Genomic DNA, 26,920 nt, shown 5'->3' with positions numbered 1-26,920 from the left:
ATTATTCTCCTGTAACTCCGGTTTTTTCAACGCCTTCAACGAACCATCGTTGAATTGTAAAATATACGATCAGCATTGGCAAGATGATTAGAAGAGTTGCTGCTAAACGAACACCTTCATTAATTCTTAATAATGTATCACTTGCATAAATTTGCGAATATTCAGAAACGAAATTGGCTAATCTTAATTGCAAATTAGGATAACCGGATCCTAAAAACAATGAAGATATATATGTTTCGTTCCAATACCATACCATACCAAATAAAAACGATGTAATAAAGGCAGGAATGGCTAGTGGTACTGCGATTCTAAAAAATATGTAATAAGGACCTGCACCGTCAATTTCAGCAGCTTCATTAATGGATTTAGGAATCATTCTAAAGAATTGATAAAATATCAAAACGAATATTGCTGAATTAACACCTTGACCAAATAAAGCTGGTAAAATGATTGCCATTGGTTTTTCTAACAAGTTAAATTCAAAGAACATAACATATCTTGGAATCATATAAACTTGTACTGGAATAATAAATGTCATTAAAACTAAAACCAGCCAAACTTTCTTAAACTTAAACTCAAATTTAGCAAAGCCATATCCAATAAATGAGGTAACCAATGTTTGAATAAGTGCTGGGACTAAAGTAATAACTAAACTACCTGTTAAGGTTGGGAAAAATCTTAATACTCTAAATGCACGTTCATAATTCCCAAAGTAAAATGCAGTCGGAACCCAATTAACAATTGGATTGATAATATCAGCTTGACTCTTCATACTTGTTGATAACATATAAAGCATCGGATAAATGTATAAAAATCCTATACTAATCAGCAAAATATATATAATAATTTTCGCTAAAGGAGAGTCAGCTCCTGTATTACCTAGTATAAATTTTCTTATTTTTGTTTTCCAAGTTCTTTTAGGTTTTTGATGTATTGTTTGATTCATCGATTTCGCCCCCTTACTTTCGGATTTTTAGGGATGAAGATTAAAGCAACCAAACCAATCATTAACATCACGATGATGAAATATACCCATGCCATTGCAGATGCCATGCCATACCCTGTATTAATATTAAACATATTTGCTTTAATTCTTAAAATGACTGGATTTTCTGAGAATGTTGAAAGTAAAACAATCGTATAAATCACATTGACAAAAACTAGACTTGATAGTGATGGTAATGTAATTTTCCAAAATGATTCCCAAGGTCCTGCGCCATCAATGGATGCAGCCTCGTAGATTTGACGGTCAACTTTTTGTAGACCAGCAAGGAATATTAATATTTGCACACCAGAAAACCAGAAAATAATAATGATTTCTGAAAATACACTAATGATTGGTGCAGCTAGACTTGGATTTAACGTGTTTTCAATAATACTGATAAATCCATAACTTTCAAAAATATTAGCTCCTCCAGCACCTTGTGTAACCAATTCATTAATAACGGGTCCACTCGATATGATAACTGGAAGGAAGAAAATAGATCGAAAAACGCCTCTTCCCTTAATGGGTTGATTGAGTAAAACAGCGATTAGAACTGAGAAGACGATAATGATTGGAACTTGAAAAATGATTTCTTTTAAAAAATCTATTAAGGCTTCTATAAACGCAAAACCTTCTTCAATTCTGAATATATTTCTAAAATTTTCAAACCAAACGAACTCTAGGTCAATACCACTACCGAGGATACTAACAACACTCATACTATAAATAATCGATGACATGAAAGGATAAAACATAAAGACGAAAAACCCGACAATCCAGATGCCGATGAATGAATATCCAATTAGATTTTCTCTAAGTCTTCTTGATATTTTATGTTTTTTCTTCATGTCGTCCTCCTATCCTTCATTTAAGTCTACGATTAAATATGATTTAGCAGTAACCATTTGATCTGCATAATTATAGTTTATACTTCGGTAATTCACAATAATTTGAATATCATTATCATATGTGATTGCAACAATTCCATTTTCTAGAATTTCACGATGCGTAATTTTAGCTCCAATCACATGCTTTAATGCATTATTAACAAAATGATAATATGCAGAAATAGAATGTTGAATATCTTGATATCTAGAAGAATATATCGATTCAAGGCCTGTTTCTTGAAGTTTTATCGATGATTCGTGTGTCACTATAAATGATGGATAAACACCAAAATCAATCAATCTTAATAGTTCATCTCTTGCATATGGGTAGAAATTTGCATAAGGTCCATATAAATGAATACTTCCACTTAAAACAATTGATAAGAAGGGAACAGTATCATCGAATGTAATATATTGACTTGAATACATTGGAAATTCATAGAAACTTGAAATATTTCCCCATAAGTATTGATTCACATCATATAAAGCAATTTTCGCATCTAGTGAATCCAGTGATGACTTAAGCATTTCAATGAGTTCAGGCAAATATTTTTGTTTAGAAAAATCATCATATAATAAATTCCCCATCGATTGAATTGCCAACCCATCAATTGGATATTCTTTTAGCTCCATATAACTTTCAAACAATAATGACTCCAATTTATCATATTGAAGTAAATATTTTCGATCAGTTGAAGATATATATTGATATAGCTGATCATTTATTTTCTTAGCCAAATCAAAATACTGGTTATATCCACTAGATCTACTAGAGGCTTTCATATATTCAGTAACAAAATATAACTCGGTTAAGGATTTACTTAATGATTCTAAATCATTCATATTTCCTAAACGAGATGATGTTTTATCATACATTGGTGCGGACCATGTTACACCTTGTCTAGTAAACCCCTGATAATTACCAATAATATGATGGATGTCTTTATCATGTAAATCTAAGACAATATCGTTAAACTGATTAAACGTTGTCATCACAATCGTCTGAGGAAATAACAAACCATCTTTTCTCTCAATACCTATTGTATCTAACTTTAATGGTATATCTTCAAAATCATAACGATTTCCACTTAACTCCGATGATAAACTATCACGATATGCTTTTGCCATACCAACATAGTTCGCGTCTTCATTTTCTAATAATGTATACTCTATTTTTATTGATATCTCGTTTCCGAATTGTTGAAGAAGTGAAATGGTATTTCCGACTTTATCTATAGGTTGTCGATACGTTTTTCTAAAAACAAATTCTGCAAATACAGTTGTATAACCTCTTGTTCTTGCAGGGAAATATAAGTTTATCATGCCATAAGGTGCACCTTCTTTAATCTCTGCGAAGACTGCATTTTGATTAACACCATGAACAAATCCAAAAACTGGTGCGTAAATCTTAGTCCCTCCGCTCAAGAAGTTATTCATATTCGATTCTGTATTATAACCAATGTTACGATCATATATTTCTTTTTGATAATTTGTGCTCACTAGTGGATTTGTCGGCTTATAGTCGACAAGTGCACCTATTCCGTCTGGTAAAAATACATAACCAGGGATGTTGTTTTCTAAGACAGCTCCAAAATAAGGATACACTTTAATGCTAGATATTTTAAAAGCACCTGATTCATCAATTTCATCATCTGGTATCTCTACAGTAATTTTATTATGCCCAAATGTAACATATAATCCAATCGTGATACCTGAACGACCAAAAGTGATGGTTGAATGGAATCCGTTCGTAATGATTTGGGTTGTTATTTCCGTATTATTTGTAAACAAGTTTTCTTCGGTAATCGCAAAATTGGTTGCTTCAGTGTTATATGATTCTAAAATAATCGCACTTCTTGCACGTTCCTTAAATGTATTAGGTAAACCTGCAACATTATAATCAATTGTTGAAGACCAAATATAGCCATTACTATTGACAACTTGAAAAGCTAATGATGCTTCATCTAAATATACGATTCCAGAACTTGTAACGATTTCTAATGCGTCATCAAAGAAATATTGTTGATTAAATGCAGTTGCATCACTTTTTTTATGCGTATATCTATTTGAGTCGACATAAGGACTAATAACATCAAAACTCGGAATATCAACATCATTTAAAGTGGATCCATCAAGTGCATAAACTGTAAAAGAAATTAACATAACCATGATGATAAAGTATAATGAGCGTTTAAAAATCAAGGTTTTATACACGATAAATCACCTCCTTGATGATTGATAAAACAAACTCGATCAATTGTCCTAAGAACGAGTAAATCAACAGACCAATTAAAACAAGTATAAACATCCCAAAAATGATAATGAGTATATTCTTAATTGTTTCCCAGAAAGTGTAATTATGGACACCTTTAATAGAAATAATCATTAAAATAACTGTCCATCCAAAGATAATTTGATGATAGAACTCGAATATAAAACTTTCATTATAAGTTAAATAGTGTGATAAAAATGTCATTGGTAGTGTAAAGATAATGTATGGAACTAAAATATAACTGGTTGCTATAAATACATCTTTAAATCTTCCTTCACCATCATTTAAAGTTGATATTAAATAATTTACAATGACATATAGCATGAATACACCAATGACTGTGAAAAGTTGAACAAATACACTATTGAGATTTGTTGATCTAAATAGGAACCCTGTTCCATAAAAGTTAATTAAATAAACAGCAACAAACAATAGGAAAACAATAAGTCCAGATAAATAGCTAGCTTTTTCAGCTCGTTTTATCCCATAGAACATATCTCCAGGATGTTTAAATGTATTCATACTAAAAGCAAGTTCTTGAACAAGTTTTTTATCTCCGATTGTTTTTTTAACTTTTTCATATTTCGGATACACCATGGATTTCCTAAAAACTCTTAATCCTATTTTCATAAATATGAAAAACCCAATGATAAATAATGCCCATATTGTAAGATTTTCTTGAATTGCTACATTTCTAATTTCCCAAAAAGCATTTGAATACCCAAGATAATCTCTTGCATCATAAAACTCTTCTAATGCACGATCATACTCTCCTTCTTTCATAAGTGCAGCACCTAATGCTGAATGTGCTAATGCAAATGAAGAGTTTTGACGAATGATTTCTTCCCAAATAGGTTTTGATTCTAAATATTTTCCATCATTATACAAAGTCACTGCCTCATGTACTAAGTCAACAAAAACAGTTCTTTGATAAACATGAATCGCATTATAGCCGCGATCTAAAATATATAAATTACCACTATGATCAGTGATAACACCTTTGGCATTAGATGTTAAACCGAGTGTTTGAGTGAGTGCTTGATCTCTTGTATTAAAGTAAAATAACATGTTTCCGTTACTATCATATTCATAAACATCACCAGCTTCAGACACGAGATAAATATAATCTTCATGATTCATCCAAATATCCGATAATGTCTGTGTAGGATAAACAGTTGTTGGGAGTAATGTATTTAATCCTGATATATTTAATCTCTTAAATGTTTCATTAACGTTAACATTTGTTGTCAAAATCGATCCCTTTGATCCTAAAGCGATATTTGTTGGAGATGCAGGAAGAGATGATGCTAAATCTGGATCTTGAACGAAAATGTTATATAAGATTCTTCTTAAACTTAAAACGACTGTATTAATACCTAAGTACCCAACAAACTCTCCTGCATAGTTTAACTGAATAATGCCAGAAGTTGATCCTTCACCAACGATGTATATACTATCACTTGAATCAACTGCAACTTTTATTGGGACAAAATCATTTTTTTGTCCATAAATTGGGGATGTTGGTTTCTCGATTGTTTGTACGATTTCATTTGCTAACATATCGATTATAAACACATTTTTAGCCTGTTTATCTGCAACATATATGAGTTCATCTTTGACAAATATCCCTGTTGGTTGCATAAATTCAGGAAATGAAATGATATCGATAAGTTCACCTGTTAAACTAGAAACTACAATTCTTTTGTTACCAGTATCGGCAATATAGATTAAATTGTTTTCATAAAATATATCCTCAGGTGTGGTTAAGCCTAATTCTTTTCCGAAATTCCCAACAGGCATGTATGCGGTTTGAGTAGGTATCAATCGATTTGATGCATTTAATGTGTAAGTTTGATAAGGGATTCCATAAGATGACGGGTTAGAAGCTTTCACCTCAAAGCTGAGGGAAAGCAAGATACCCATGATTAAAATGATGGTGATTATATATTTTCTCATATGGTCACCTACTTAATTCCAGAATGAACCATTGTATTCATAACCTTACTTTGAAGGAATATGAATATAATAAGGTTCGGCATAAACATGATTAAAGATGCGACAGCATTCATCCCTTGTCCAGCTACAACATTTGATGATGATGCTAAAGTCGCCATGTAATAGGCAAATGTTTTTAATGAATCTGAGTTGATGTATGTTGCTGATATACTTGCATCATTCCAAACTGCTTGAAATGATAAAATCGCGATAGTTGCTACTGCTGGCTTAATGAGTGGAAGAATGATTTTAACGTATATCGTCCAACTACTTGCACCATCGATTTTGGCAGCATCCATAATTTCATCTGGTATTTGATCAATAAACTGCTTGACCAAAAATAAACCTACCGGAATGGCAATTACTGGAATTATATGAACAAAGAAATTATCGACTAAACCTAGATGTTCAATGATGATGTATCTTGGAATAACAACTGCTGTACCAACAAACATCATCGCTATCGTATTGATGTGTGATATCGTTCCTTTGATATGAAATTTAAGTTTGGAAAGTGCAAAACCTGTGATTGTACTTAAAAAGATTGATAAAAACACAACGATGATTGTAATAACAATACTGTTAAATAAATATCTTGAAACAGGAATACCAGTCGTGGTCGCTGTTTCGAACAATTCAAATAAGTTTTCTAATGTCGGTCTTCTAACAAAGAATCTTGGCGGATATTCTATCAATTCATCAAAAGGTTTAAATGCATGATTAAAAATATAGATTAATGGTAATACCATAAATGTTGCAATCGGTAAAACCATCAATAAAAATGGTAGTTGAGCCCAAGTGAATTTTGGAGGATTAATTTTAACTGCTTTAAAGTTTTTTATTTTTTTCATCTTGACCTCCTAGTCTTTCTCGCCAAAGAATTTCCAGCTTAGTCTACTGAAGAAATAAATAATGAGTAATAACACTAAAGATAACGCAGCTGCATATCCCATGTCATAACGAATAAACCCATAGTCTTCAATATGGTTAACAATCAAAGATCCTGCATAATTTGGAGTCGGATTGGAACCTGATAACGAAACACCTAGTGCACCTGCACTAAATGTTCCAACGATAGCCATAACGGCTCCAAAAAGCATTTGAGGTTTCATTGCAGGTATCGTAATATAGATAACTTCTTGAAAACGATTATTTAGACCATCAATATAAGCAGCTTCGTAAAGCTCTTGATCTACATTTAAAATACCAGCAAGCATCGCTAAAAATCCTACACCCATACTACCCCATAAAGCCACCACAATCATAATGGTAAATAAATAATTAGGGGATTGTAAATAAGCGATAGGTTCAACAATCATACCTAATTCCAGTAAAATAAAGTTTAAATAGCCCGATTCATCTCCAGCGAAAAAGACACGCCAAACAACGGTCATTGTAACCCCTGCGGTTAATGAAGGAGAGTATAAAACGATTGCTAAAACAGTTCTTAATTTATGTGGGAGTTGAGCTAAAGCCCATGCCATCACATATGAAAGAATATACCCACCTGGTCCAACGATAACTGCAAACTTTATCGTATTAGGCAAGATATATTTCATGAACTCCTCATCGCTTGTTAACAAATAAATATAGTTGTTAAATCCGTTAAACTTAGGAAAAGAAACCATATCAAATGTCGTAAATGATAAGACCATAGCTAAAGCGATTGGAATGACGATAAATGTAATAAACAAAATAATGTATGGTAACGTGAAAAAATATGCCGCCTTATCGTCATTTTTAAATTCTTTTTTCTCTCTATCTATGAATTTATTGATTTTGAGTTTGGCTTTACTAAATCTACTCATTATACCACCTCATGATATTTTCTACCGTTGGTAGTATAAATGGTTTTATAACATTACCACTACTGTCTAAATAACCAAACTCCATCATTTTACGTGCGAGTTCTCGATCAATTTTTATTAATGCATCACTGACTGTACTTCTTAAGTTTGCGTCATTATAAACCACACTATTCCATGTGTTGCTAATTTCTCTTTCAATAATATAACTACCTGGAATTTTGGGTACTTCTTTTAAATGCGACCATTGTTCCAGAATTATTTCTTTATGGCTTGGATCCCAACTAAACGCTTCAAAAGCTTCCATGTTTGCACTATTCCATAAGTATCGTGTTCCCAATGTGTTAACCATGGTTTGAGAAAACAGCAACTGAGTCTCTGTTGACATCCACCAGGAGATAAATCGCCAAGCTTCTGCTTTCTTCTCGCTCTTCTCAAAGATAATACTTGCTTGTTGCGCACCACCCATTGATCGATTGATGATATTTTCTGTAGTATCTGTTTGTTCATCAAAAACCTCGTGTTCAATGCCAGGCACTAAGGCAATCTCCCATAAACCGCTAATATCTGATGCTGCATTCATTAACTGCAAGTACATACCAAAATCACCAATACCTATTGGTATTTCTCCGTATCTGAAACTATTGAAAAAACTTGGAACTTGAAAAGGCATACTATATTCTCTATAAAGGTCCGTCATAAATGATAATGCTTGTATTGTGTTTTCATGGTCGATTGCAGAGGACAAACCATCTTCTGAATAAATTCGACCATTAAACTGATAAATAAAAGGTGCGGTTGAATCAAACGATTTAAGTGCACTAGATGATGATAATGGTATATAAAAACTCATACCATATCTTCTAAGTACTGGCAGCATGTTTAACACATCTTGCCAAGTGTTTGGTACAGTTAAATCAAGTTGTTCTAAAATATCTCGTCTATAAAATAAGACAAAGAAATTTTCTGTCTCTGGTAAGCCATAGAGTTTATCGTCGTATGTCATCGGAATAAGTTGTTCTGGATTAAAGACTTGTATGACATCACTAAAACCATCAGCTTGACTCATATCATAAAGCATACCACGCATTCCATATTCATTAGGTATCCATGCTGAGATACCTAAAGCAACATCGGGTTGCTGATTTGCTGAATTTGCTAAAAGTAATTTTGAATCATCATTAATTAAAGAAACTTTTACTTTAATTCCTGTTTCTACAGTAAATTGATCATCAGCTATTTTTTGAATCATATCGACATATTGACGAGAACGATTTACCCAAACTTCAAGCTCATCTTCTCTAGCTTTTTCTGAATATGATGGATCGACAAAAGATAAGAAGAATCTTGCAAAAAAGACCCATGTATTCGTTAAGAATCCTGGGTTAGGATTTGGTAAATCTTCTAGATCAGTATGGATAAAAAATGCATCAATAATTGCTGGTTGTTTCAATATATTATCAAGTTGATTTGTAATCAATTGAACTGCACTTGATGAACCTGTTGATAAAAGTGTTAATCTTCTTGGTAACTCATTAATATCGCTTTGAATCTTTTGAATTCTAGAGATACCAGCTTCGATATCACGAACAACTTGTGCATCTCTTTCGAATCCGTATAAATCTCTTAAAACGTTGTTAACTTCATTTAATTCTTCCACCCAGTTAGCGAGTGTTTCATGAAGATTAGGAAAATAATCAAGCATAACCCAATCGATACCTTTGTCGGTATTGTTTCTCGTTAGTTTGGTAACATCTAAACCAAGCGTGCTCATTTCAGATGTTATGATTCTTAATTTTTCATAGACAGCAGAAAACAATGTGCCATCAACTTCTAAAGTTATTTCGTCACCTGGTTCTAAATATATTTGTAATGGCTCTTGATTGATGTTTTGCAAAGTAATGTTCTGCCATTTTCTATCGTAAGAAAAAGGTAGATGTCTAGCTTCTTCAAAAGGTAATTCTCCATTGATATAAAGCGTTCTATAAGATGTCGTATTTTGTCTTCCTACAGATGCTTTAAATGTAATATAATACCATCCTGGATGATCAATATCAACAGCCCAAGTGACAGCATCACCTGCATTATCATATGAGTCTGTTCCTAGGACATTTAATTTAAGTTTTGTCATTGAGTAAGGTTCAACTAAAGGATCTCTACTAATTCCTCTAGAGATGGTTGAAGAATTTCTATACAAGCTTTCTTCTGCTTCAAATCTTTGAATATAGTCAATGTTTTGTTCAGTATAATTAGAAATGTATTGTTCATATGTTATATAGTTTTTCTTCGATTCAATCCGTACCTCATTTAAAAGTAATTGACCCGATATTTTCTCTATTTCAATAATGTTTTCCCCTTGTTCTAAGAAAAATGCTAATCCATCTTTATAAAGTTTTCTAGAATCTCTAATAACGACATCTTGAACAATGTCATAGGTTTCTTGAGTGACACTCACATCATTACCATATCGATCAACACCCATTTGTGCAGATGACTCTGCCCATAATGTATTGAGTGTAATTTGAGATGCCTCATAATATGGCGGAAATTCATCTCCATTTAGTTTAATTGAAAGACCAATCGGTATGTGAGATACAGATAGCGACAAGTAGTTGATATGAACATAATATAAACCTTCAAGTTCAATATCAACGTGAATAAAAATACTAGAATTATCAACCCATTCATAACTTTGTAAATCTTCTTTTAGTGTTTCACCTTCAGGTAGCACAAAATCCACTGCATCAATCTTATGAGATTGTTCAGTGTCTATTTGATGATGACCATATGTATTTAAATATTCCGAATAATAGCCTTCTAGATAGACTGATTCCAGTGAAGTTAAGATCGGTTTAGGTGTCTCTGAACTTCTAAAAACACCACTCAATCCTAATATGATAAAGGAGGAAACAATCAAAACCAATATGAGTGTTATGTATTTTTTCATTTTAACAGTTATTTTCATATGTTTCTCCGATATAATTTTTGTGAAAAGGAATCCATATAGGACTCCTTCTCACATGAGTCTTGGTTAACTATTTATTCTGTAATGCATTTTCAAAACTGTTTCTTGCCTCATTGTATAATGCGTTTGCTCTCGTGTTTAGTTGTGTCCTAATATCTGCTAATGCAACTTCTCCAGCCATCAATTTAACCAAAATATCTGACATTTTGTTTTCTGCATCATACGTGCCTGTATATCTTGCGGCAATATAACCAGGTAAATATTTAGGTGGTTCAACAATAAATGTACCTGTTTCAATAATTGTTCTTAATCCTTGAAAGTTAGGATATAGATTAAAATAAGCGTCAAGTAATTCTTCATCATTTTGAATTGGCGCAAAATTAACTTGAGATATCCCAGGTACAGTTTCTGAGAGCTCAACACGTTTCAAATAGCCATCTTTTCCAAATCCCATCCATTTAGCAAGTAAGTATGCCTCTTCAGGGTGTGATGAATTGGATGCGATTGTGTAAAAATCTGCGACAATCGGTACACGTTTGTTTCCGTTAACAACAGGAGTTCCTATAAACTCTAAATCCCATGTGTATTGACCAGAATTTATGTTTGATTGAATCCATCCAAAATCCCAAGAATAAAACCATTTAGCAAGAATATTCCCATTGTTAAACGGATCACCTTCTGGGAAGATATTTCCAATTTCAATTTGTGAATCTTCTGCACCAGCGGCATCATATAAAGCTTCTAAGACATAAGTTGTATCTGTTCTTAAAGTTCTATATAACTCCATGGTTGTTGTAAACTCAGTTGAGTTTAAGTTAAATCCATTATCTGATAATGTAAACCAGCGATAATTTTCATTGAGCTGTGCTGGATACCAGTGAATAATATGTTCGATACCTTCTAAACCGACAACACCGTTATTGTTATTACTAGCATGGTTTGCTGCTGCTTTAGTATAAGCTAAAAAATCAGTCATGTTGGTATCGATTTCTGGATAGTTTTGTCCTTGTCGATCATAAAGTGTTTCATTGACTACATATCCAGCATAATGTACTGCGTTAGGTATTGCCATAACCTTACCATCATAAGTAGCAACGCCTCTAATATCTTCACTGACATTAATATACTCATCATCAGCGTTTGCAATTGTAGTTAAATTATATGCCCAGTCATTAATGACATAAAATGGGATATTATCCGCCTGAAATACATCAGGAAGTGTTTGTGTTGATGCACGTGCTGCTAAAAACTCATTCCATCCTAAATCATCATTTGTTCCAGGTACTTTTGGACGTTCAATAATTCTTACTTTAATATTAGGGTATGCTTCTTCAAATGCTTTAATCATTAAACGTTGCATATTAGGTTCTTCTGATTCTGGTGAACCTAAATCCCAAGATGCGTATGTGATTTCTATTTGTCCTGGTAACAATGTTGGATCATCTGTATCAACTGGTGTTGTAGGATCTTCAGTAGATCCTCCACAAGCAACTAGCCCAACAGTTAAAAAGACAAATGCAAATATCATCAAAATCTTTTTCATTTTCTCCTCCTTGTTTAATATATAACACGAAACAGTGATTTGTTTGAAGAAATCATTGTTTAATCTAAAAATTGCGAGCAGTTTGATCATAAAAGCCAAAAGGAAATGCTCGCAATTTGATTAGATTTATATTTTTGTGATTCTAAATATCTTTATTCGTACGATAAAATTGCTGAAGTGATTATAAATGAACCAGTAACTGTATCAACTCCGCCTTCTGCAAACAATAGCACACTGTGAATATTAGGTGCTGTAATGGTAGCTGTGCCATTACCATCTACATCAAATGTAACCCAATTTTCAATGGCATCATTTACCTTAACTAAGACTTGTTTTCCTTCAGTACCTGTCATTGTAATTGTGAATTTATTATATCCAGATGTATCACTAGCTGTTAAAACAGCAGTTGACCACCCTTGATCCACTTTTACATAATCAACAATTAATGTGCCTTCATCTTCAGTAAATGTATAAACTGAATCACCATTGTCTGCCCAGTCCAATGTAACATCTAAATCATCTAAAACGACTGGAGCAACATAGCTTAATGTCGCTGAAACAATTGTGAACGTACCTGCTGCCACTGTATCTGGTTCAGCAAATATAAGAACTGACATAAATGATTCTGCAGTAAATGTTAACGTTACAGGGTCAGTATCAGCAAATGTAATCCATTCTTCTAATGCATTACTGTCGTTTGGTTTAACCATAATTTGCTTGCCAACAGTACCTTCAAGTACGATTGTTAATGTGTTCAGACCTGCGACTTCTTGTGCATCAAAAGTTTGTTTCATGAATGCCCAACCTGTTTTATCATAATCAACAGTAACTGATCCATCTTCTTCATATGTGAAATCATAAGTATCTAGATCATTTTCTTCCCAGTTGCTATTGACGTCTACTGTATAACTAAGTGTTGCTGATACGATTGTAAATGAATCCATTGCAACTGTATCAGGTTCAGCAAATATTAATACATTCGTAAATCCATCTGCAAAACGAACGACGAGTACATGAGGATCAGCAGTAAATGTAATCCATTGTTCAAGTGCGTTACTATCGTTTGGTTTAACCATTATTTGTTTACCAAGCGAACCTTCAAATACCATTGTTAATGTGTTCAATCCGACAACTTCTTCTGCATCAAAGGTTTGCTTCATGAATGCCCAACCACTCTTATCATAATCAACAGTAACTGATCCATCTTCTTCATATGTGAAATCATAAGTATCTAGATCATTTTCTTCCCAGTTAGCATTAACGTCTAAGACTAATGTTGGATCAAAATCAACTTCAGGCATTACATAACTTAACATAGCTGAAACGATTGTAAATGAATCCATTGCAACTGTATCTGGTTCTGCAAATATTAATACATTCATAAATCCACTTGCATTGAATACTGTCATTACATGGGAATCCTCAGTAAATGTAATCCATTGTTCTAACGCTCCACTATCATTTGGTTTAACTAAAATTTGCTTGCCGACAGTGCCTTCAAATACGATTGTCATTGTATTCATACCAGCTACTGCTTCTGCATCGAAGGTTTGCTTCATGAATGCCCAACCTGTTTTATCATAATCAACGGTAACTGTTCCATCTTCTTCATATGTGAAATCATAAGTGTCAGGATCATTTTCTTCCCAATTACTATTAATGTCTACTGAATAGCTAAGTGTTGCTGAAATAATAGTGAATGAATCCATTGCAACTGTATCTGGTTCAGCGAATATTAATAGATTTGTAAATCCATTTTCATAGAATACTGTTAACACATATGGATCTTCTGTAAATGTAATCCATTGTTCAAGAGCATTACTATCATTTGGTTTAACCATAATTTGCTTGCCAACAGTACCTTCAAATACGATTGTCATTGTATTTAAACCAGCAACTTCTTGTGCATTAAAGGTTTGCTTCATGAAAGCCCAACCTGTTTTATCATAATCAACAGTAACTGATCCATCTTCTTCATATGTGAAATCATATGTGTCAGGATCATTTTCTTCCCAGTTATTATTGATATCTAATATCAAGGTTGGATCAAAGTCAGCTTCAGGTATCACATAACTTAGCGTTACTGAGATAATCTCAAATGTTCCTGTAGCAGGTGCAACATTTGGTTCAGCAAATAAGATAATAGATACAAATGTTTCTGCTTTAAATGTTAATGTAACTGGATCAGTATCAATGAATGTAATAGATTGCTCTATTGCTCCATCATCATTTGGTTTGATTAGAATTTCTTTTCCAACTTCACCTTTAATAACGATTGTTAGTGTATTCAGTCCTGCAACATCTTCAGCATCAAATAGTGCTCTCATGTGAGCCCATTCTTGAGTAGCTACTTTTGTATATGCTACGGTAGTCGTTTCTCCAAATGTAATATCATAAGTGTCTGCATCGACTTCTTCCCATAAACCATTAGCATCATAATCGGATGTCAAAAATTTAACACTATGAATTGTAAATTCACCAGCACCGATACCACCAGGAGCAGCAAATATTACAAGCTTGTTAAGTGCATCAAGTTGTGTAGGTGTCATTGTCATTAAGTCGAAAACAATAACTTGTCTAGTTCCATCAAATGTAACTGGTACTTCCTTAACGCCTTGAGTTCCCTCAACTTTGAGTAAAACTGTTTTTGCATTTTGTCCTGTTATTTCAAACTCTATCTTAGCAAAGTTACTAAAGTCACCTTCAATAAGAGCTTGCATATTTGCATATTCTAGACCACCATCAAGTTTTGAATATTCTACATGATACTCAGTATCTGCTTCAGTAATGGTATATACAACATCTCCACCATCAAACCAGTGACCAACTGCAAACTCTGAATCAATGCCATTATAGATATTCTTTACGAATACAGGTGCTTCATAGTCATAATCATCAATCATAAATGCTTCATGAATTGTAAATGAACCTGATCCTACTCTACCTGCATTACCAAAAATTAAGATAGCTTGAATAGCATTTTTTTGAGCAACAGCCATCTCTGATATGTCAACGACTACTTCTTGGATTTCTCCACTCAATATAATTCTTGTTTCAACGCCATCAGCTGCTTTCACAATGATTGGTTGTCCTGCTGTACCTGATACTTTTACAACAACAAAGTTAAAGTCAGTGAATGTTCCTTGTACTTTTGATTGCATTGCAGACCATTCAAATCCTGCACCTTTTGTAAAGTCAACATTAAACACATCGCCATCTTTGACAATTGTATATGTCTCTTCAGCAAAGTTTTCCCATTTATCATTGAAATTGAATATTTCATCAGTTCCATTGTATTCATTGACGTTTGTAGGAATATTATTAAATCCATCGTTAATGATAAACCCATCAGCAACTGATTCTTGGAACATCAATTTAGTTAAACTAATAACACCAATTGAATCTTCTTTATCAGGAGCAGCAATAATAGTTATCTTGTTAACTTTTTCTAAAAAGCTAGCTGCATTGATTAAGTTCCACTCATAAGTTCCTTGAATACCTGTAACATTTAACCCAACTTCTCTAGTTGGTGTTGAGTCACTTGTTTCAAGTCTTAACAACATAGTCCCTGCACCTTCAACTGTGATAACCAGCTTTTTATAAACTGATAAATCTTCAGTAATAAGTGCACTACTCATTGATGCATTAGGGAATGTACCTTTTGCATATGAGAACTCAAGTTCTGCTGCTGTATTTGTGGTTATCGTATAGACACCATCACCATCATCAGCCCAATTACCTAATACATTGAAATCTACAATCACTGGGTCATCTGTAGGCGTAGGATCAACAGTAGGTGTTGGTTCAGATGGTGTTGGATCATCTTGCTTACAGGCAGCTATTGTAAATAACAGTCCCATAACTAAAAATAAAGTTAAATATTTTACAGCGTTCTTCATTTCTTTCCTCCTATTTTTTGTTTCTTGTTCCATGCAAAAAAAGTTCAATCGAAACGTTTCGAGTTTTGTCTAAAATATAATCCAGACTCACGTATCCATTTGAAATCGCTTACATCATCGTTGTAGCAAGGACTTTTCTTGGTGTTACTGAAACTGGGTTAAGTTAGAAAATCATCTGCAGTCACGTTCGATATCTTAATCGAAACGTTTCAGTTACATTATAATGCAACCGCTTTCTTTTTTCAATAGAAATGAATTATTTTATATTTTATTTTTTTTATGGATTAATATTTCGATGAAAGTATTATAATGTTTCTAGTATGATAGATGAGGTATATATGTTTAAAACAGCACGCTATTTTTTTAGAGATAAAGTTTTTATAATCGCAACCATTCTTGCAGTGTTATCAATGTTTATTATTTCGCCATCTACAGCATATTTAACATACATCAACTGGAGAGTTTTGATAATCATGTTTACATTGATGATAGCTGTTCAAGGGTTTTATGAAACGCATTTTTTTGATTTTGTAGCAACGAAACTCATTATGCATTTTAAAAGCATTAGGTGGATAGGGTTCTTTATTATACTAGCAACCTTTTTTTTAGCAATGTTTTTGACAAACGATGCTGTCTTGTTAACTCTTGTCCCCTTTACAATATTTATCACGAGACACACGAAACAAGAAAAACATGTCATTATCATCATTATTTTACAAACATTTGCTGCAAATTTGGGTAGTGCATTAACACCGATGGGGGATCCACAAAATATCTATTTATATGCATTTTATGATATTCCTTTTTTTGAGTTTATTTTGACTACGTTACCAATAGCAATTGTTGGACTTATTTTAATATCAATCACTACTATGATAAAAATTCCTAACACTGTTTGCCAGCTCAGCATTATTGCACCAACAGTATTATGGAAAAAGTTAGGCTTATGTAGTCTAATCCTCTTCAATGGACTTTTGTGTGTGCTTAACATTTTACCTGAGTGGTATACATTAGGAATCACTTTGTTTTTGGCTTTATTGTATGGGAATCATCTTTTTAAACGCGTGGATTATACGTTGTTATTAACTTTTGTATCATTCTTTATATTCACGGGCAATTTAGGGCAAATGAATCTAATCAATTCTCAGATCATTGGGTTACTTGATTCGAAATTTTCGGTTTATTTTACTGGTCTTCTAACAAGTCAATTGATTAGTAATGTTCCTGCAGCAGTTTTATTATCGACATTTACCGCAAAAGCATATTGGCAACAGCTTCTTTTAGGTGTAAATGTTGGCTCAATGGGAACAATTATCGCATCATTGGCAAGTTTAATAACCTTTAAGTATATGCTTAAAGATTATCCGAGTGAAACAAAAAAATACTTGATAACGTATACTGTACTTTCGCTTATTTTTATGGTGGTAATTTCTATTGTTGTTTTGATGCTACCTTTGATGTTTTAGAAAATGTTAAAATAATTCCTAAAGCAATTGATAAATAAGCAGCCATTAAAACTCTATAATTTTCTGGTAACAAGAATGTAATTGTATGTGCTGGAATCCAAAATAACGGTATCGTTTTGATGACGACAAATCCGAAGAAAAATTTCCAATCAATTCGATCAATGACTAGTGAAAACTTCACTTTTAATATCTGCTTTGGATTTCCCATACCTAGTTCTATATAATTATCTGTAATTCTATGCAAAATCATAAATGATGGTGCAAAGAATAAATTCATAAAGAAACTTATTAAAAACGCAGTTAAAAGATTGGATAGAAAGTTATTATCACTTATGGATGGTAAAAGGCTTACAGTTTGTGCAGCGACGATACCAGATGCAAAGACTTTAAATATTAAGACGAAAACCATTCCCAAAAAACCCCAAACAATAAATTTTGCTATGATTCCTTTTTCAGAAAAATAACTTCCCTTTTTGATTCGATTGACCAAAATCTCACCCATACTTGCAAGGATAGCTGTTTTAATGAATCCCATGAAATAAGGATAGTTATTTGTTGCTGTTTCAAATAAAGATCTCGTTAGTGGAAAAGCAACGAATGCTGTGATTCCCAAAATAACAAAAACCCATATTAAATCTTTTAGTTTCATGATTCACCTTGTGTTCTAGAATATCTTTTAGTTTTAGTATACAATGATAAATGTTTTAATTCAATACAAAATAAAAAGGCAAGACTTCAAATGAAATCTTGCCTTATCTTTTTGTTTATTTTTTTAGATTGTAAAATGTTTTTAATCCAAGATATTGTGCGCTACCACCCAATTGATCTTCAATTCTTAACAATTGATTGTACTTAGCAATTCTATCAGTTCTTGATGCACTACCAGTTTTAATTTGACCAGAGTTAGTAGCAACAGCGATATCAGCAATTGTAGTATCTTCTGTTTCACCACTTCTATGAGAAATAACTGCTGTATATCCAGCACGTTTAGCCATCTCAATAGCATCAAATGTTTCAGTTAATGTACCAATTTGGTTTACTTTAACTAAAATTGAGTTTGCAATACCCATTTCAATACCTTTAGCTAATTTTTCAGTGTTTGTAACGAATAAGTCGTCACCAACCAATTGGATTTTTTTACCAAGTTTTTGACTTAAGTAAACCCAACCTTCCCAATCATTTTCATCTAAACCATCTTCGATTGAAATAATTGGATATTTTTCTACAAGTGTTGCATAGAAGTCACTTAGCTCATTACTTGTGAATTCTTTTCCACCTTCACCAGCTAATACATAAGTTTTCTTTTCTTTGTTGTAAAATTCTGATGAAGCAACATCCATAGCTAGTAAAATATCTTTACCAGGTACATAACCTGCTTTTTCAATCGCTTCAATAATCACCTGAAGTGCTTCTTCGTTTGAGCCTAAGTTCGGTGCGAATCCACCTTCATCACCTACTGCTGTGTTATAATTCTTAGCTTTTAATACAGCTTTTAGATTGTGGAAAATTTCCGTACCCATTCTAATGCCTTCTTTGAAAGTTTTAGCGCCAACTGGCAATATCATAAATTCTTGGAAGTCAACATTGTTGTCTGCATGCGATCCACCGTTGATGATGTTCATCATAGGTACTGGTAATTGTTTCGTGTTAAATCCGCCTAGATATTGGTATAATTCAACACCTAAGAAATCTGATGCTGCTCTTGCAACAGCCATAGATACACCTAAAATTGCATTTGCACCTAATTTAGATTTGTTTTTTGTGCCGTCTAACTCAATCATTGTTTGGTCAATACCAACTTGATTTGTTACATCAAATCCTACTAACTCAGGTGCAATAATTTCATTCACATTGTGAACTGCTGTTAATACCCCTTTACCTAGATAACGTTTCTTATCACCGTCTCTAAGTTCTACTGCTTCGTGTTCTCCTGTTGATGCTCCTGATGGAACAATTGCGCGTCCAAAAGCTCCTGAATCTGTATAAACCTCAACTTCAATCGTTGGATTTCCTCTTGAATCAAGCACTTCGCGTGCGTAAATATCGCTTATAAATGGCATATTTTCACTCCTTTATTTAGTTTTTTCTGCCTGTTTGTTTACTACTATTAATTATACACAAAATGTCTGTGTATTGAAAGAACTTAAACAATAAAAACGTTTACTTACTGTGTCTATATGCATAAATCGTCCCAATGATGAAGAATAACAGTTCAAACAAATTTTCAACTGCAAAAAAATATCCTGTAAATGGATTTAAAAATTCAAAATGGATCAATGGATTGAATAAAGATACATAGTGTCTGAACTCAGTTATACCAGATAAAAAATATAATCCGCCATATAGTGTGATAGACATAAAGTAATACGCTAGAAAAAAGAAAAATACAGTTAATATAGAATAAAGTATATGATACTGAATATAAGCTCCTTTAATTCTTTTAGCCGTTAGGAAAGCTAAAATAAAAAGCATTAACCACGTCAGTGAAAAGTTGAATAAATAGGTGAATAACAAATGTAATGATCCAATTAATAACCCACCCATTAAAGACATAAAAATGCCCTGTCTGATGACGGGCATTATGTCACCTTTTTGGATTGGTTCTTTCAACATTTCACTAAATTTCATATTGTATCATCCTCATGGTATATTATAACATATTAAAGTTCTAAATATTTAAGTCTTGGTTTCAACATTAAGAACACAACACTTACTAATATACCTTTTGTTATGTTAAATGGCATATAGATTACAAAAAGTGCCCAAAAATATTCTAAATATGAGAACGGTGAATCGGGAATAAATGAAAAGACATGGAAATGCAATCTACCGCTAATACTCAAAACAGGAACATATGGGTTCGGTATTGTGTAATATATTGGTGTTGTAATGAAGAAATTTAGTGCAAATAAAACTGTTGTGAGTAATAATGTAATCGTTAAAGTCGTCACAATAAACTCTTTTTTGCTAACATGATTATTGTTAACACTAACTTCATAAATTAATGGTTTTTCTTTATTTTTCAAAATCTTCTTAGCAATATTGTAACCAATAATAATTGCAAATGATGCGAACATTGCAATCATTTCACCAACAATACCTGCTAAATCAAACCCGTTAAATAGTCTTCTAGAAAAACTTCTAATCAACACAACAACAACTGTTTCTTTATTCCCTAATACTAGTAAAGATACCAAAATTGCAACTTCACTAAAATCAAGCTTTAAGAAACTCGCACCTGGGATTGGCCAGGTAATCTCTACTAATCCCAAAACAATGGAAACAGCAGCTAAAGATACGATATAAAGCATCTTTTTTAAACGTAAGTAATTTGACATGAATTTAACCTCCTAGTTAATAAAAATATCGCCAAATTACTTCGGCGACAAAAAGGAAACGTCAAATTGACATCATCTTCTTCCATCCAGACTTTACTGTCGGTCCATGAGTTACACACGGTCTGCCCTAAGGCTCGCGGACTATTACCGCCGGTCGGGAATTTCACCCTGCCCCGAAGTATTCAATTACAGCAATATTTTAACATATTTATTTTAAAAAGCAATAACCCTCTATTGAAAACGTTTTTTTAGCATAGATTCGAGCATGTTTTTGTTTTTGAAGTATAATAGAGTTGACAAAAACGTTAGAAGGAGTATATATATGAATAAAAAATTTGCAGGATTAATTATCATGGACGGTTATGGGCTTGCTCCTGATAGTCCAAGCAATGCAGTATCAATTGCTAAAAAACCATTTCTAGACTATTTATTTAAAGAATATCCTAACAATGTTCTTCAAGCAAGTGGAGAGTATGTTGGTCTACCTGATGGTCAAATGGGTAATAGTGAAGTAGGACATCTAAATTTAGGTGCTGGACGTATTGTTTATCAATCATTGACTAGAATCAATGTTGCTATAAAGGATGGTTCATTCTTCAAGAACGAGGCTTTTTTACAAGCTATTGAACATGCTAAAAAGAATAATTCAAAAATCCATATTTTCGGATTAGTTAGTGATGGTGGGGTACACGCATACCCAACACATATTAAAGCATTGCATGATTTAGCTGTTTCTCACGGGTTAACACCTTATTTACATGCCTTTATGGATGGAAGAGATACAGCTCAAACCTCTGGTAAAGGATTTTTAAAAGATTTAATTGACCACGGCATGAAAGTTGCAACAGTATCTGGTAGATACTATGCGATGGATAGAGATAACAACTGGGATCGCATTCAAAAAGCTTTTGATAATATGGTTTTAGGTACCGGAAAACATTATAAAGATGCTTTAGATGGTATACAAGCTTCATATGATGAAAATGTGACAGATGAATTTATTATTCCATTCGTGGCTGATGAAAAAGGATTAGTTCAAGACCACGATGCGATTTTATTCGCAAACTTTAGACCTGACCGTGCGATTCGTTTAGCAACTGCTTTTTCCAACCCAACAGCAACCAAAGAGTATCAAACACCAGGAAAACCAAATTTTGATCTTAAAAATGTTCCAACCGACATCTTCTTAGTTTCGATGATGCACTATAATGAAACTGTTAAGGGTCCATTAGCGTATGAACTACAAACTCTAGATAATTTATATGGCGATGTAATCGCTAAAGCAGGTTTAAAGCAATTAAGACTTGCAGAAACTGAAAAATATGCACACGTTACTTTCTTCTTTGATGGCGGTAGTGAAAAAACTATGGAAGGGTCTACAAGAATCCTTGTAGAATCTCCAAAAGTTGCTACATATGATTTAAAGCCTGAAATGAGTGCTTTTGAAGTTAAAGATAAAGCAGTTGAAGCGATTTTATCAGGAAATTTTGACACAATGATATTAAACTTTGCGAACCCTGATATGGTAGGTCACACTGGTTCAATTGAAGCAGCTAGAATCGCTGTTGAAACTGTGGACCAATGTACGAAGGAAGTTGTTGAGGCGATTCAAAAAATCGGTGGAACAGCGATTGTTATTGCTGACCATGGAAACGCAGAAAAAATGCGTGATGAAAATGGAAACACGCATACAGCTCATACTACAAATCTCGTCCCAGTCATTATTACTCAAAAAGATATTGAAGTTAATACTGGTGCATTATGTGATGTTGCTCCAACACTTCTTGATTTATTGGGTGTTGAAAAACCTAAAGAAATGACAGGAAAGAGTTTAATTGTTAGAAAATAATAATTGATTAAATAAAAATAAAAGTGGTCTAGCAATATGATATGCTAACCACTTTTTTGTCGTTATGATTTGATTTCTTCTATGGATTCAACTTCTAAATATCTTTTCTCCAAGATTTCCATAATTTCCTCAATGGATATGTTATCTTCTTGATAAACCACTTTTGCTTTTTTTTCTACCAAGTCATACTGAAAACTGTCAATTCCTTTGACATATAAAGCATGTTGCGCTGATGTAATTCTTCCACAAAGGCAAAATTTACTCAAACCTAAATAGACAGTAGGCATAAAAACACCTCCTCTACCTTTGTTTTACATCATTTTTGATTAAAAGTCTTTAATTATGCTTGTTGACTAACATTCCTCAATTTCCATAACATCTAAGTCATAACCAACTCTATGAATTGCATCAGCTATTTGAATCAAGCTAACATCTTCATCCTCATAGTAAATTTTTGCAAAATGTGAAACTACATCGTATTGAAAATGTTTGATGCCTGCTTGATATAGCGCATACTCGATGGAACTTACACATTCTGGGCAATGCATGCCTTTCAAATTCAAACATACTCTTGGCATTTTAAACCTCCGAATTTAATTATTTTACATCATTTTCTGCAAATAATATTCGATAATACTTTGTGTTCCTTGTTCACTAAAACCATGATCTAATATTGTTTGATATGCTTGTGTTACTTTCTCTAGTACAACTAAAGGTAGTTCACCTTTCTCTTCCATTGCTAATTTTAGGTCCTTTAGAAAATGTTTCACAAAAAATCCTGGTTTATAATCATTTTCTATCATCTTAGGCCCATTATTAGCTGCTTGCCATGAACTAGCTGATCCTCCAACAATAACACTTAACATTTTGTTGACATCCAGATTTTTCTCTTTTGCATAAACTAACGCTTCAGCAATTCCCATAATGTTACCAGCAATAACTGTTTGATTCGCTAATTTAGCATGCATTCCAGATCCAGCAGATCCCATATATGTAATGGTTGTCCCCATCAGTTTAAACAATGGTAAGACTTTGTTAAACACTTCTTCATCGCCACCAACCATAATTGAAAGTGTACCTTTGATTGCTCCTAAATCACCACCAGTGACTGGAGCATCTAACATTTTCAATCCTTTTTCTAAGGCTTTTTGGTATAGATTAAATGCTAAAGTTGGTGATGACGTTGTCATATCAACCAATATTGTTCCTTTTTTAGCTTTTTGTATGATTACTTCATATACTTCTTTTACATCACTGGGGTAACCAACAATAGTAAAAATAACTTCTGCATTTTTGATACATGCTTCGATAGTATCAAATGCTTTAATCTTAGGTTCTAAAGCCTTCGCTTTTTCAAATGTTCTGTTATATGCAAAAACTTCGTGTCCTGCGTCACTTAAATGGAGTGCCATAGGTCTACCCATAACTCCAGTTCCTATCCATGCTACTTTCAAGTTAAAATCATTCCCTTCTTTTTAAGTTCTTTCATCTAGCCATTGAATTACATCTTTAAAAGCTTGATCTCTATCAATTTCGTTGAATATTTCATGATATGCATCAGGATATATAATTAATTTCTTGTCCTCAACCGGAATCAATTCTAAAAGTCTTTGACTAAATTCTTTTGGGACAACAGTATCTTTTTCTCCGTGAAGGATCAAAATTGGCAATTGAAATTGGTTGATATTTTTATTTAAGTATCTAACACCGCTCACAAACATATTTCCAGCTAATGAAAAATAAAATTTTTTTAGATTAAGAGGATCTTCTGCATAATTACTTTCTACCTCAGTTATTCTAGAAAGTTGATTTTCAAAATTTGTTTTTCTCGTAAGACTTCCTAACCATTTGTATCCAATGAATCTAAATGGTAAAACATCCTTAATAAAATAAGATGGTGCAGCACTAGAAATGATACCATCAACATCTTTATATTTAATTGCATACATATCGACAATAAGTCCACCCATGCTATGTCCAATTAAAAATATTTTTTTGGGGTTTCTTTTTTTCTCATCGTTGACAATGACATGAAGATCATCAATGGTTTGATGATAAGTACGAAGTGCCCCACGTTTTCCTTGGCTTTGACCATGCCCTCTAATATCGTAGCGGATAACCGTATAATTCGCTTCATTTAACCGCTCAGTAATCTCATCATATCTTCCAGAATGCTCAGCAATTCCGTGCGTGATGATTACACTAGCTTTAGGTGCTTCAACATCATTTCTTTTAACATGTAATAAAATATTATTAACCAGCATTGATATAACCCCTTTTATTTTATTATACATCGAAAATTGCATTGCTAGAAACAATTTTTATGTTTTACATAAGCAATAGTTTAGGTGCTATTTTTTTATTCTTAAAAATATTATAATCTTTTCGTACGAAACACTTTGAAATTAAAAATAATGTTGTATAATGAAATTAGAAAACGCTTTTAGGAGATGACAAATGAAAACAACTGCTTTATATGATAAACACCTAGCGTTGAACGCAAAAATGATTGAGTATGCTGGATTTAATATGCCAGTGTCCTATACCGGAATTATTGAAGAGCATTTAGCTGTTCGTCAAGGTATGGGCATTTTTGATGTATCACATATGGGTGAATTCTTAATTGACGGGAAAGAATCATTAAATTTTGTTAATTATTTAGTGACAAACACAGTTCCTCTTGATACTTCTAAAGTTACTTACGCTTTGATGTGTGATGAGAAAGGATTTGTTGTTGATGATTTACTTGTTTACGTGATTAAACCTGAACAAGTTCTTCTAGTCGTCAATGCTGGCAATATTGAAAAGGATTTTGCATGGGTCGAAAAACAAAGTCAAGCATTTGATGTTAAAGTTAGAAATGTATCAGAAAATTATAGTCAAATTGCTATTCAAGGTCCAGATGCAATCGATGCAGTAAAAGATATTCTTAATCACGATGTGCATCAACTAACATTTATGACTTATGCAGTTGTTCCATATAAACAAGGATATGTGATTTGCTCTAGAACAGGGTATACAGGTGAAGATGGATTTGAAATATATGCTGAACATGAGTTAATTCAACCGTTGTGGGATTTAGCAATTGAAAAAGGTGCAATACCTTGTGGGCTAGGTGCAAGAGATACGCTTCGTTTTGAAGCAAACCTTCCGCTATATGATCATGAGATTAGTGAATCAATTAATCCTGTTGAAGCTGGCTTAAACTTTGCCATTAAGCTTGAAAAAGACTTTATAGGGCGAGATGCACTTGTACAATATAAAGAAAATCCAAAAAGAAAAGTTGTGGGTCTTGAATTACTTGAAAGAAATATTCCAAGACACGGATATGAAGTATATCATAATGATCAACTGATTGGCCATATCACAACAGGATATTTACTACCAAATGTGGAAAAACCACTTGCATATGCCTTAATAGATATTGAGCATTCTGCAATTGGAACAGAACTTTATGTTCAAATTAGAAAAAATCAAGTTTTAGCTAAAGTAAGAAATAAAAAATTTTATACAAAGAATTATAAAAAATAGGAGGGTTCACATGGTATTAGAAGGATTGTTATACAGCCCTAGTCATGAATGGGTAAAAGTTGAAGGTAACGAAGCGTATGTTGGTATTTCAGACCATGCACAAGAAAGTTTGGGAGCTGTTGTGTTTATCGAGTTACCAAAAGTTGGTGCAACTATAAAAAAAGGTGAAACTTTTGGTGCTGTTGAAAGTGTAAAAGCTGCATCAGATTTATATTTACCTGTTACAGGAAAAGTAATCGAAGTTAATTCTACACTTGAAGATGCTCCTGAAACAATTAATGATGATCCATATGGCAGTTGGATATTAAAAATTGAGTTATTAGATGATTCCGAGCTAGAAGATTTATTAAGCGGTAAAGAATACGAAACTAGTATAGAGGAGTAG

The 26,920-nt window shown here is 33.0% G+C and carries 21 protein-coding genes and 1 riboswitch; of the genes, 4 read left to right on the top strand and 17 right to left on the bottom strand.

Annotated elements, in window-relative coordinates; translation table 11 throughout:
- Position 1: 1 nt before the first annotated feature.
- The 9 genes from QJ521_RS01810 to QJ521_RS01770 form a co-directional block, all read right to left on the bottom strand.
- Positions 2 to 946: a carbohydrate ABC transporter permease gene (locus tag QJ521_RS01810; protein ID WP_282838701.1), complete on the bottom strand. Its 945-nt coding sequence runs from the start codon at positions 944 to 946 to the stop codon at positions 2 to 4.
- Positions 943 to 1,833, bottom strand: a complete 891-nt coding sequence (locus QJ521_RS01805; RefSeq protein ID WP_282838700.1) for a carbohydrate ABC transporter permease — start codon at positions 1,831 to 1,833, stop codon at positions 943 to 945. Before QJ521_RS01805 ends, QJ521_RS01810 begins: the two co-directional genes overlap by 4 nt.
- Positions 1,834 to 1,842: 9 nt before the next feature.
- Positions 1,843 to 4,086, bottom strand: a complete 2,244-nt coding sequence (locus QJ521_RS01800; RefSeq protein WP_282838699.1) for a DUF5696 domain-containing protein — start codon at positions 4,084 to 4,086, stop codon at positions 1,843 to 1,845.
- The gene (locus tag QJ521_RS01795) at positions 4,079 to 6,100 is read right to left on the bottom strand and encodes a YIP1 family protein (RefSeq protein WP_282838698.1); all 2,022 of its coding nucleotides are present in this window, start codon (positions 6,098 to 6,100) and stop codon (positions 4,079 to 4,081) included. The genes QJ521_RS01800 and QJ521_RS01795 overlap by 8 nt, the downstream gene beginning before the upstream one ends.
- 8 nt (positions 6,101 to 6,108) lie before the next feature.
- Positions 6,109 to 6,990 carry a carbohydrate ABC transporter permease gene (locus QJ521_RS01790; protein WP_282838697.1) on the bottom strand — a complete coding sequence of 294 codons (882 nt, stop codon included), beginning with the start codon at positions 6,988 to 6,990 and terminating at the stop codon, positions 6,109 to 6,111.
- A gap of 9 nt (positions 6,991 to 6,999) precedes the next feature.
- Positions 7,000 to 7,947, bottom strand: coding sequence for a carbohydrate ABC transporter permease (locus QJ521_RS01785; RefSeq protein ID WP_282838696.1), 948 nt, complete (start codon positions 7,945 to 7,947; stop codon positions 7,000 to 7,002).
- The gene (locus QJ521_RS01780; protein WP_282838695.1) at positions 7,940 to 10,909 is read right to left on the bottom strand and encodes an extracellular solute-binding protein; all 2,970 of its coding nucleotides are present in this window, start codon (positions 10,907 to 10,909) and stop codon (positions 7,940 to 7,942) included. The genes QJ521_RS01785 and QJ521_RS01780 overlap by 8 nt, the downstream gene beginning before the upstream one ends.
- Positions 10,910 to 10,979: 70 nt before the next feature.
- Complete coding sequence (locus QJ521_RS01775) at positions 10,980 to 12,452, bottom strand: ABC transporter substrate-binding protein (RefSeq protein WP_282838694.1); 1,473 nt, start codon at positions 12,450 to 12,452, stop codon at positions 10,980 to 10,982.
- A gap of 152 nt (positions 12,453 to 12,604) precedes the next feature.
- Positions 12,605 to 16,351 carry a hypothetical protein gene (locus QJ521_RS01770; RefSeq protein ID WP_282838693.1) on the bottom strand — a complete coding sequence of 1,249 codons (3,747 nt, stop codon included), beginning with the start codon at positions 16,349 to 16,351 and terminating at the stop codon, positions 12,605 to 12,607.
- A 338-nt stretch (positions 16,352 to 16,689) separates the two neighbouring features.
- Between QJ521_RS01770 and QJ521_RS01765 the strand changes: the two genes are divergently transcribed.
- Positions 16,690 to 17,817, top strand: coding sequence for an SLC13 family permease (locus tag QJ521_RS01765; RefSeq protein WP_282838692.1), 1,128 nt, complete (start codon positions 16,690 to 16,692; stop codon positions 17,815 to 17,817).
- Here QJ521_RS01765 and QJ521_RS01760 read toward each other — a convergent pair.
- The 4 genes from QJ521_RS01760 to QJ521_RS01745 all read right to left on the bottom strand — a co-directional run bounded on the left by QJ521_RS01760 (position 17,783) and on the right by QJ521_RS01745 (position 21,155).
- Positions 17,783 to 18,466 carry a hypothetical protein gene (locus QJ521_RS01760; RefSeq protein WP_282838691.1) on the bottom strand — a complete coding sequence of 228 codons (684 nt, stop codon included), beginning with the start codon at positions 18,464 to 18,466 and terminating at the stop codon, positions 17,783 to 17,785. The two genes, QJ521_RS01765 and QJ521_RS01760, sit on opposite strands and share 35 nt — an antisense overlap.
- A 115-nt stretch (positions 18,467 to 18,581) precedes the next feature.
- Entirely contained in the window at positions 18,582 to 19,877 is a 1,296-nt protein-coding gene (gene eno, locus QJ521_RS01755; RefSeq protein WP_282838690.1) for a phosphopyruvate hydratase, read from the bottom strand.
- Positions 19,878 to 19,977: 100 nt separating this feature from the next.
- Positions 19,978 to 20,445 (bottom strand): hypothetical protein, encoded by a 468-nt coding sequence (locus QJ521_RS01750; RefSeq protein ID WP_282838689.1) that lies wholly within the window; start codon positions 20,443 to 20,445, stop codon positions 19,978 to 19,980.
- Between the two features lie 32 nt (positions 20,446 to 20,477).
- Positions 20,478 to 21,155 (bottom strand): ECF transporter S component, encoded by a 678-nt coding sequence (locus QJ521_RS01745; RefSeq protein ID WP_282838688.1) that lies wholly within the window; start codon positions 21,153 to 21,155, stop codon positions 20,478 to 20,480.
- A 70-nt stretch (positions 21,156 to 21,225) separates the two neighbouring features.
- Positions 21,226 to 21,340: riboswitch (FMN riboswitch) on the bottom strand.
- 137 nt (positions 21,341 to 21,477) lie between these two features.
- On the opposite strand from QJ521_RS01745, the gene gpmI reads away from it, so the two are divergent.
- The gene (gpmI, locus tag QJ521_RS01740) at positions 21,478 to 23,004 is read left to right on the top strand and encodes a 2,3-bisphosphoglycerate-independent phosphoglycerate mutase (protein WP_282838687.1); all 1,527 of its coding nucleotides are present in this window, start codon (positions 21,478 to 21,480) and stop codon (positions 23,002 to 23,004) included.
- Positions 23,005 to 23,066: 62 nt separating this feature from the next.
- Here gpmI and QJ521_RS01735 read toward each other — a convergent pair whose 3' ends face one another.
- The 4 genes from QJ521_RS01735 to QJ521_RS01720 form a co-directional block, all read right to left on the bottom strand.
- On the bottom strand, positions 23,067 to 23,291 hold the full coding sequence (locus QJ521_RS01735) for a hypothetical protein (protein ID WP_282838686.1): 225 nt from the start codon (positions 23,289 to 23,291) through the stop codon (positions 23,067 to 23,069).
- 66 nt (positions 23,292 to 23,357) lie between these two features.
- On the bottom strand, positions 23,358 to 23,582 hold the full coding sequence (locus QJ521_RS01730; protein WP_282838685.1) for a heavy-metal-associated domain-containing protein: 225 nt from the start codon (positions 23,580 to 23,582) through the stop codon (positions 23,358 to 23,360).
- Between the two features lie 24 nt (positions 23,583 to 23,606).
- Positions 23,607 to 24,458, bottom strand: coding sequence for an NAD(P)-dependent oxidoreductase (locus QJ521_RS01725; protein ID WP_282838684.1), 852 nt, complete (start codon positions 24,456 to 24,458; stop codon positions 23,607 to 23,609).
- 21 nt (positions 24,459 to 24,479) lie between these two features.
- The gene (locus QJ521_RS01720; protein WP_282838683.1) at positions 24,480 to 25,268 is read right to left on the bottom strand and encodes an alpha/beta hydrolase; all 789 of its coding nucleotides are present in this window, start codon (positions 25,266 to 25,268) and stop codon (positions 24,480 to 24,482) included.
- Positions 25,269 to 25,461: 193 nt separating this feature from the next.
- Between QJ521_RS01720 and gcvT the strand changes: the two genes are divergently transcribed.
- A complete protein-coding gene (gcvT, locus tag QJ521_RS01715; RefSeq protein WP_282838682.1) occupies positions 25,462 to 26,535 on the top strand; it encodes a glycine cleavage system aminomethyltransferase GcvT in 1,074 nt (357 codons plus the stop codon).
- A gap of 10 nt (positions 26,536 to 26,545) precedes the next feature.
- Positions 26,546 to 26,920: a glycine cleavage system protein GcvH gene (gene gcvH, locus QJ521_RS01710; RefSeq protein WP_282838681.1), complete on the top strand. Its 375-nt coding sequence runs from the start codon at positions 26,546 to 26,548 to the stop codon at positions 26,918 to 26,920.

The sequence above is a fragment of the Peloplasma aerotolerans genome, assembly GCF_030012175.1.
GTDB lineage: Bacteria > Bacillota_I > Bacilli_A > Acholeplasmatales > Acholeplasmataceae > Peloplasma > Peloplasma aerotolerans.
This window is presented reverse-complemented; position numbering and strand designations above follow the sequence as displayed.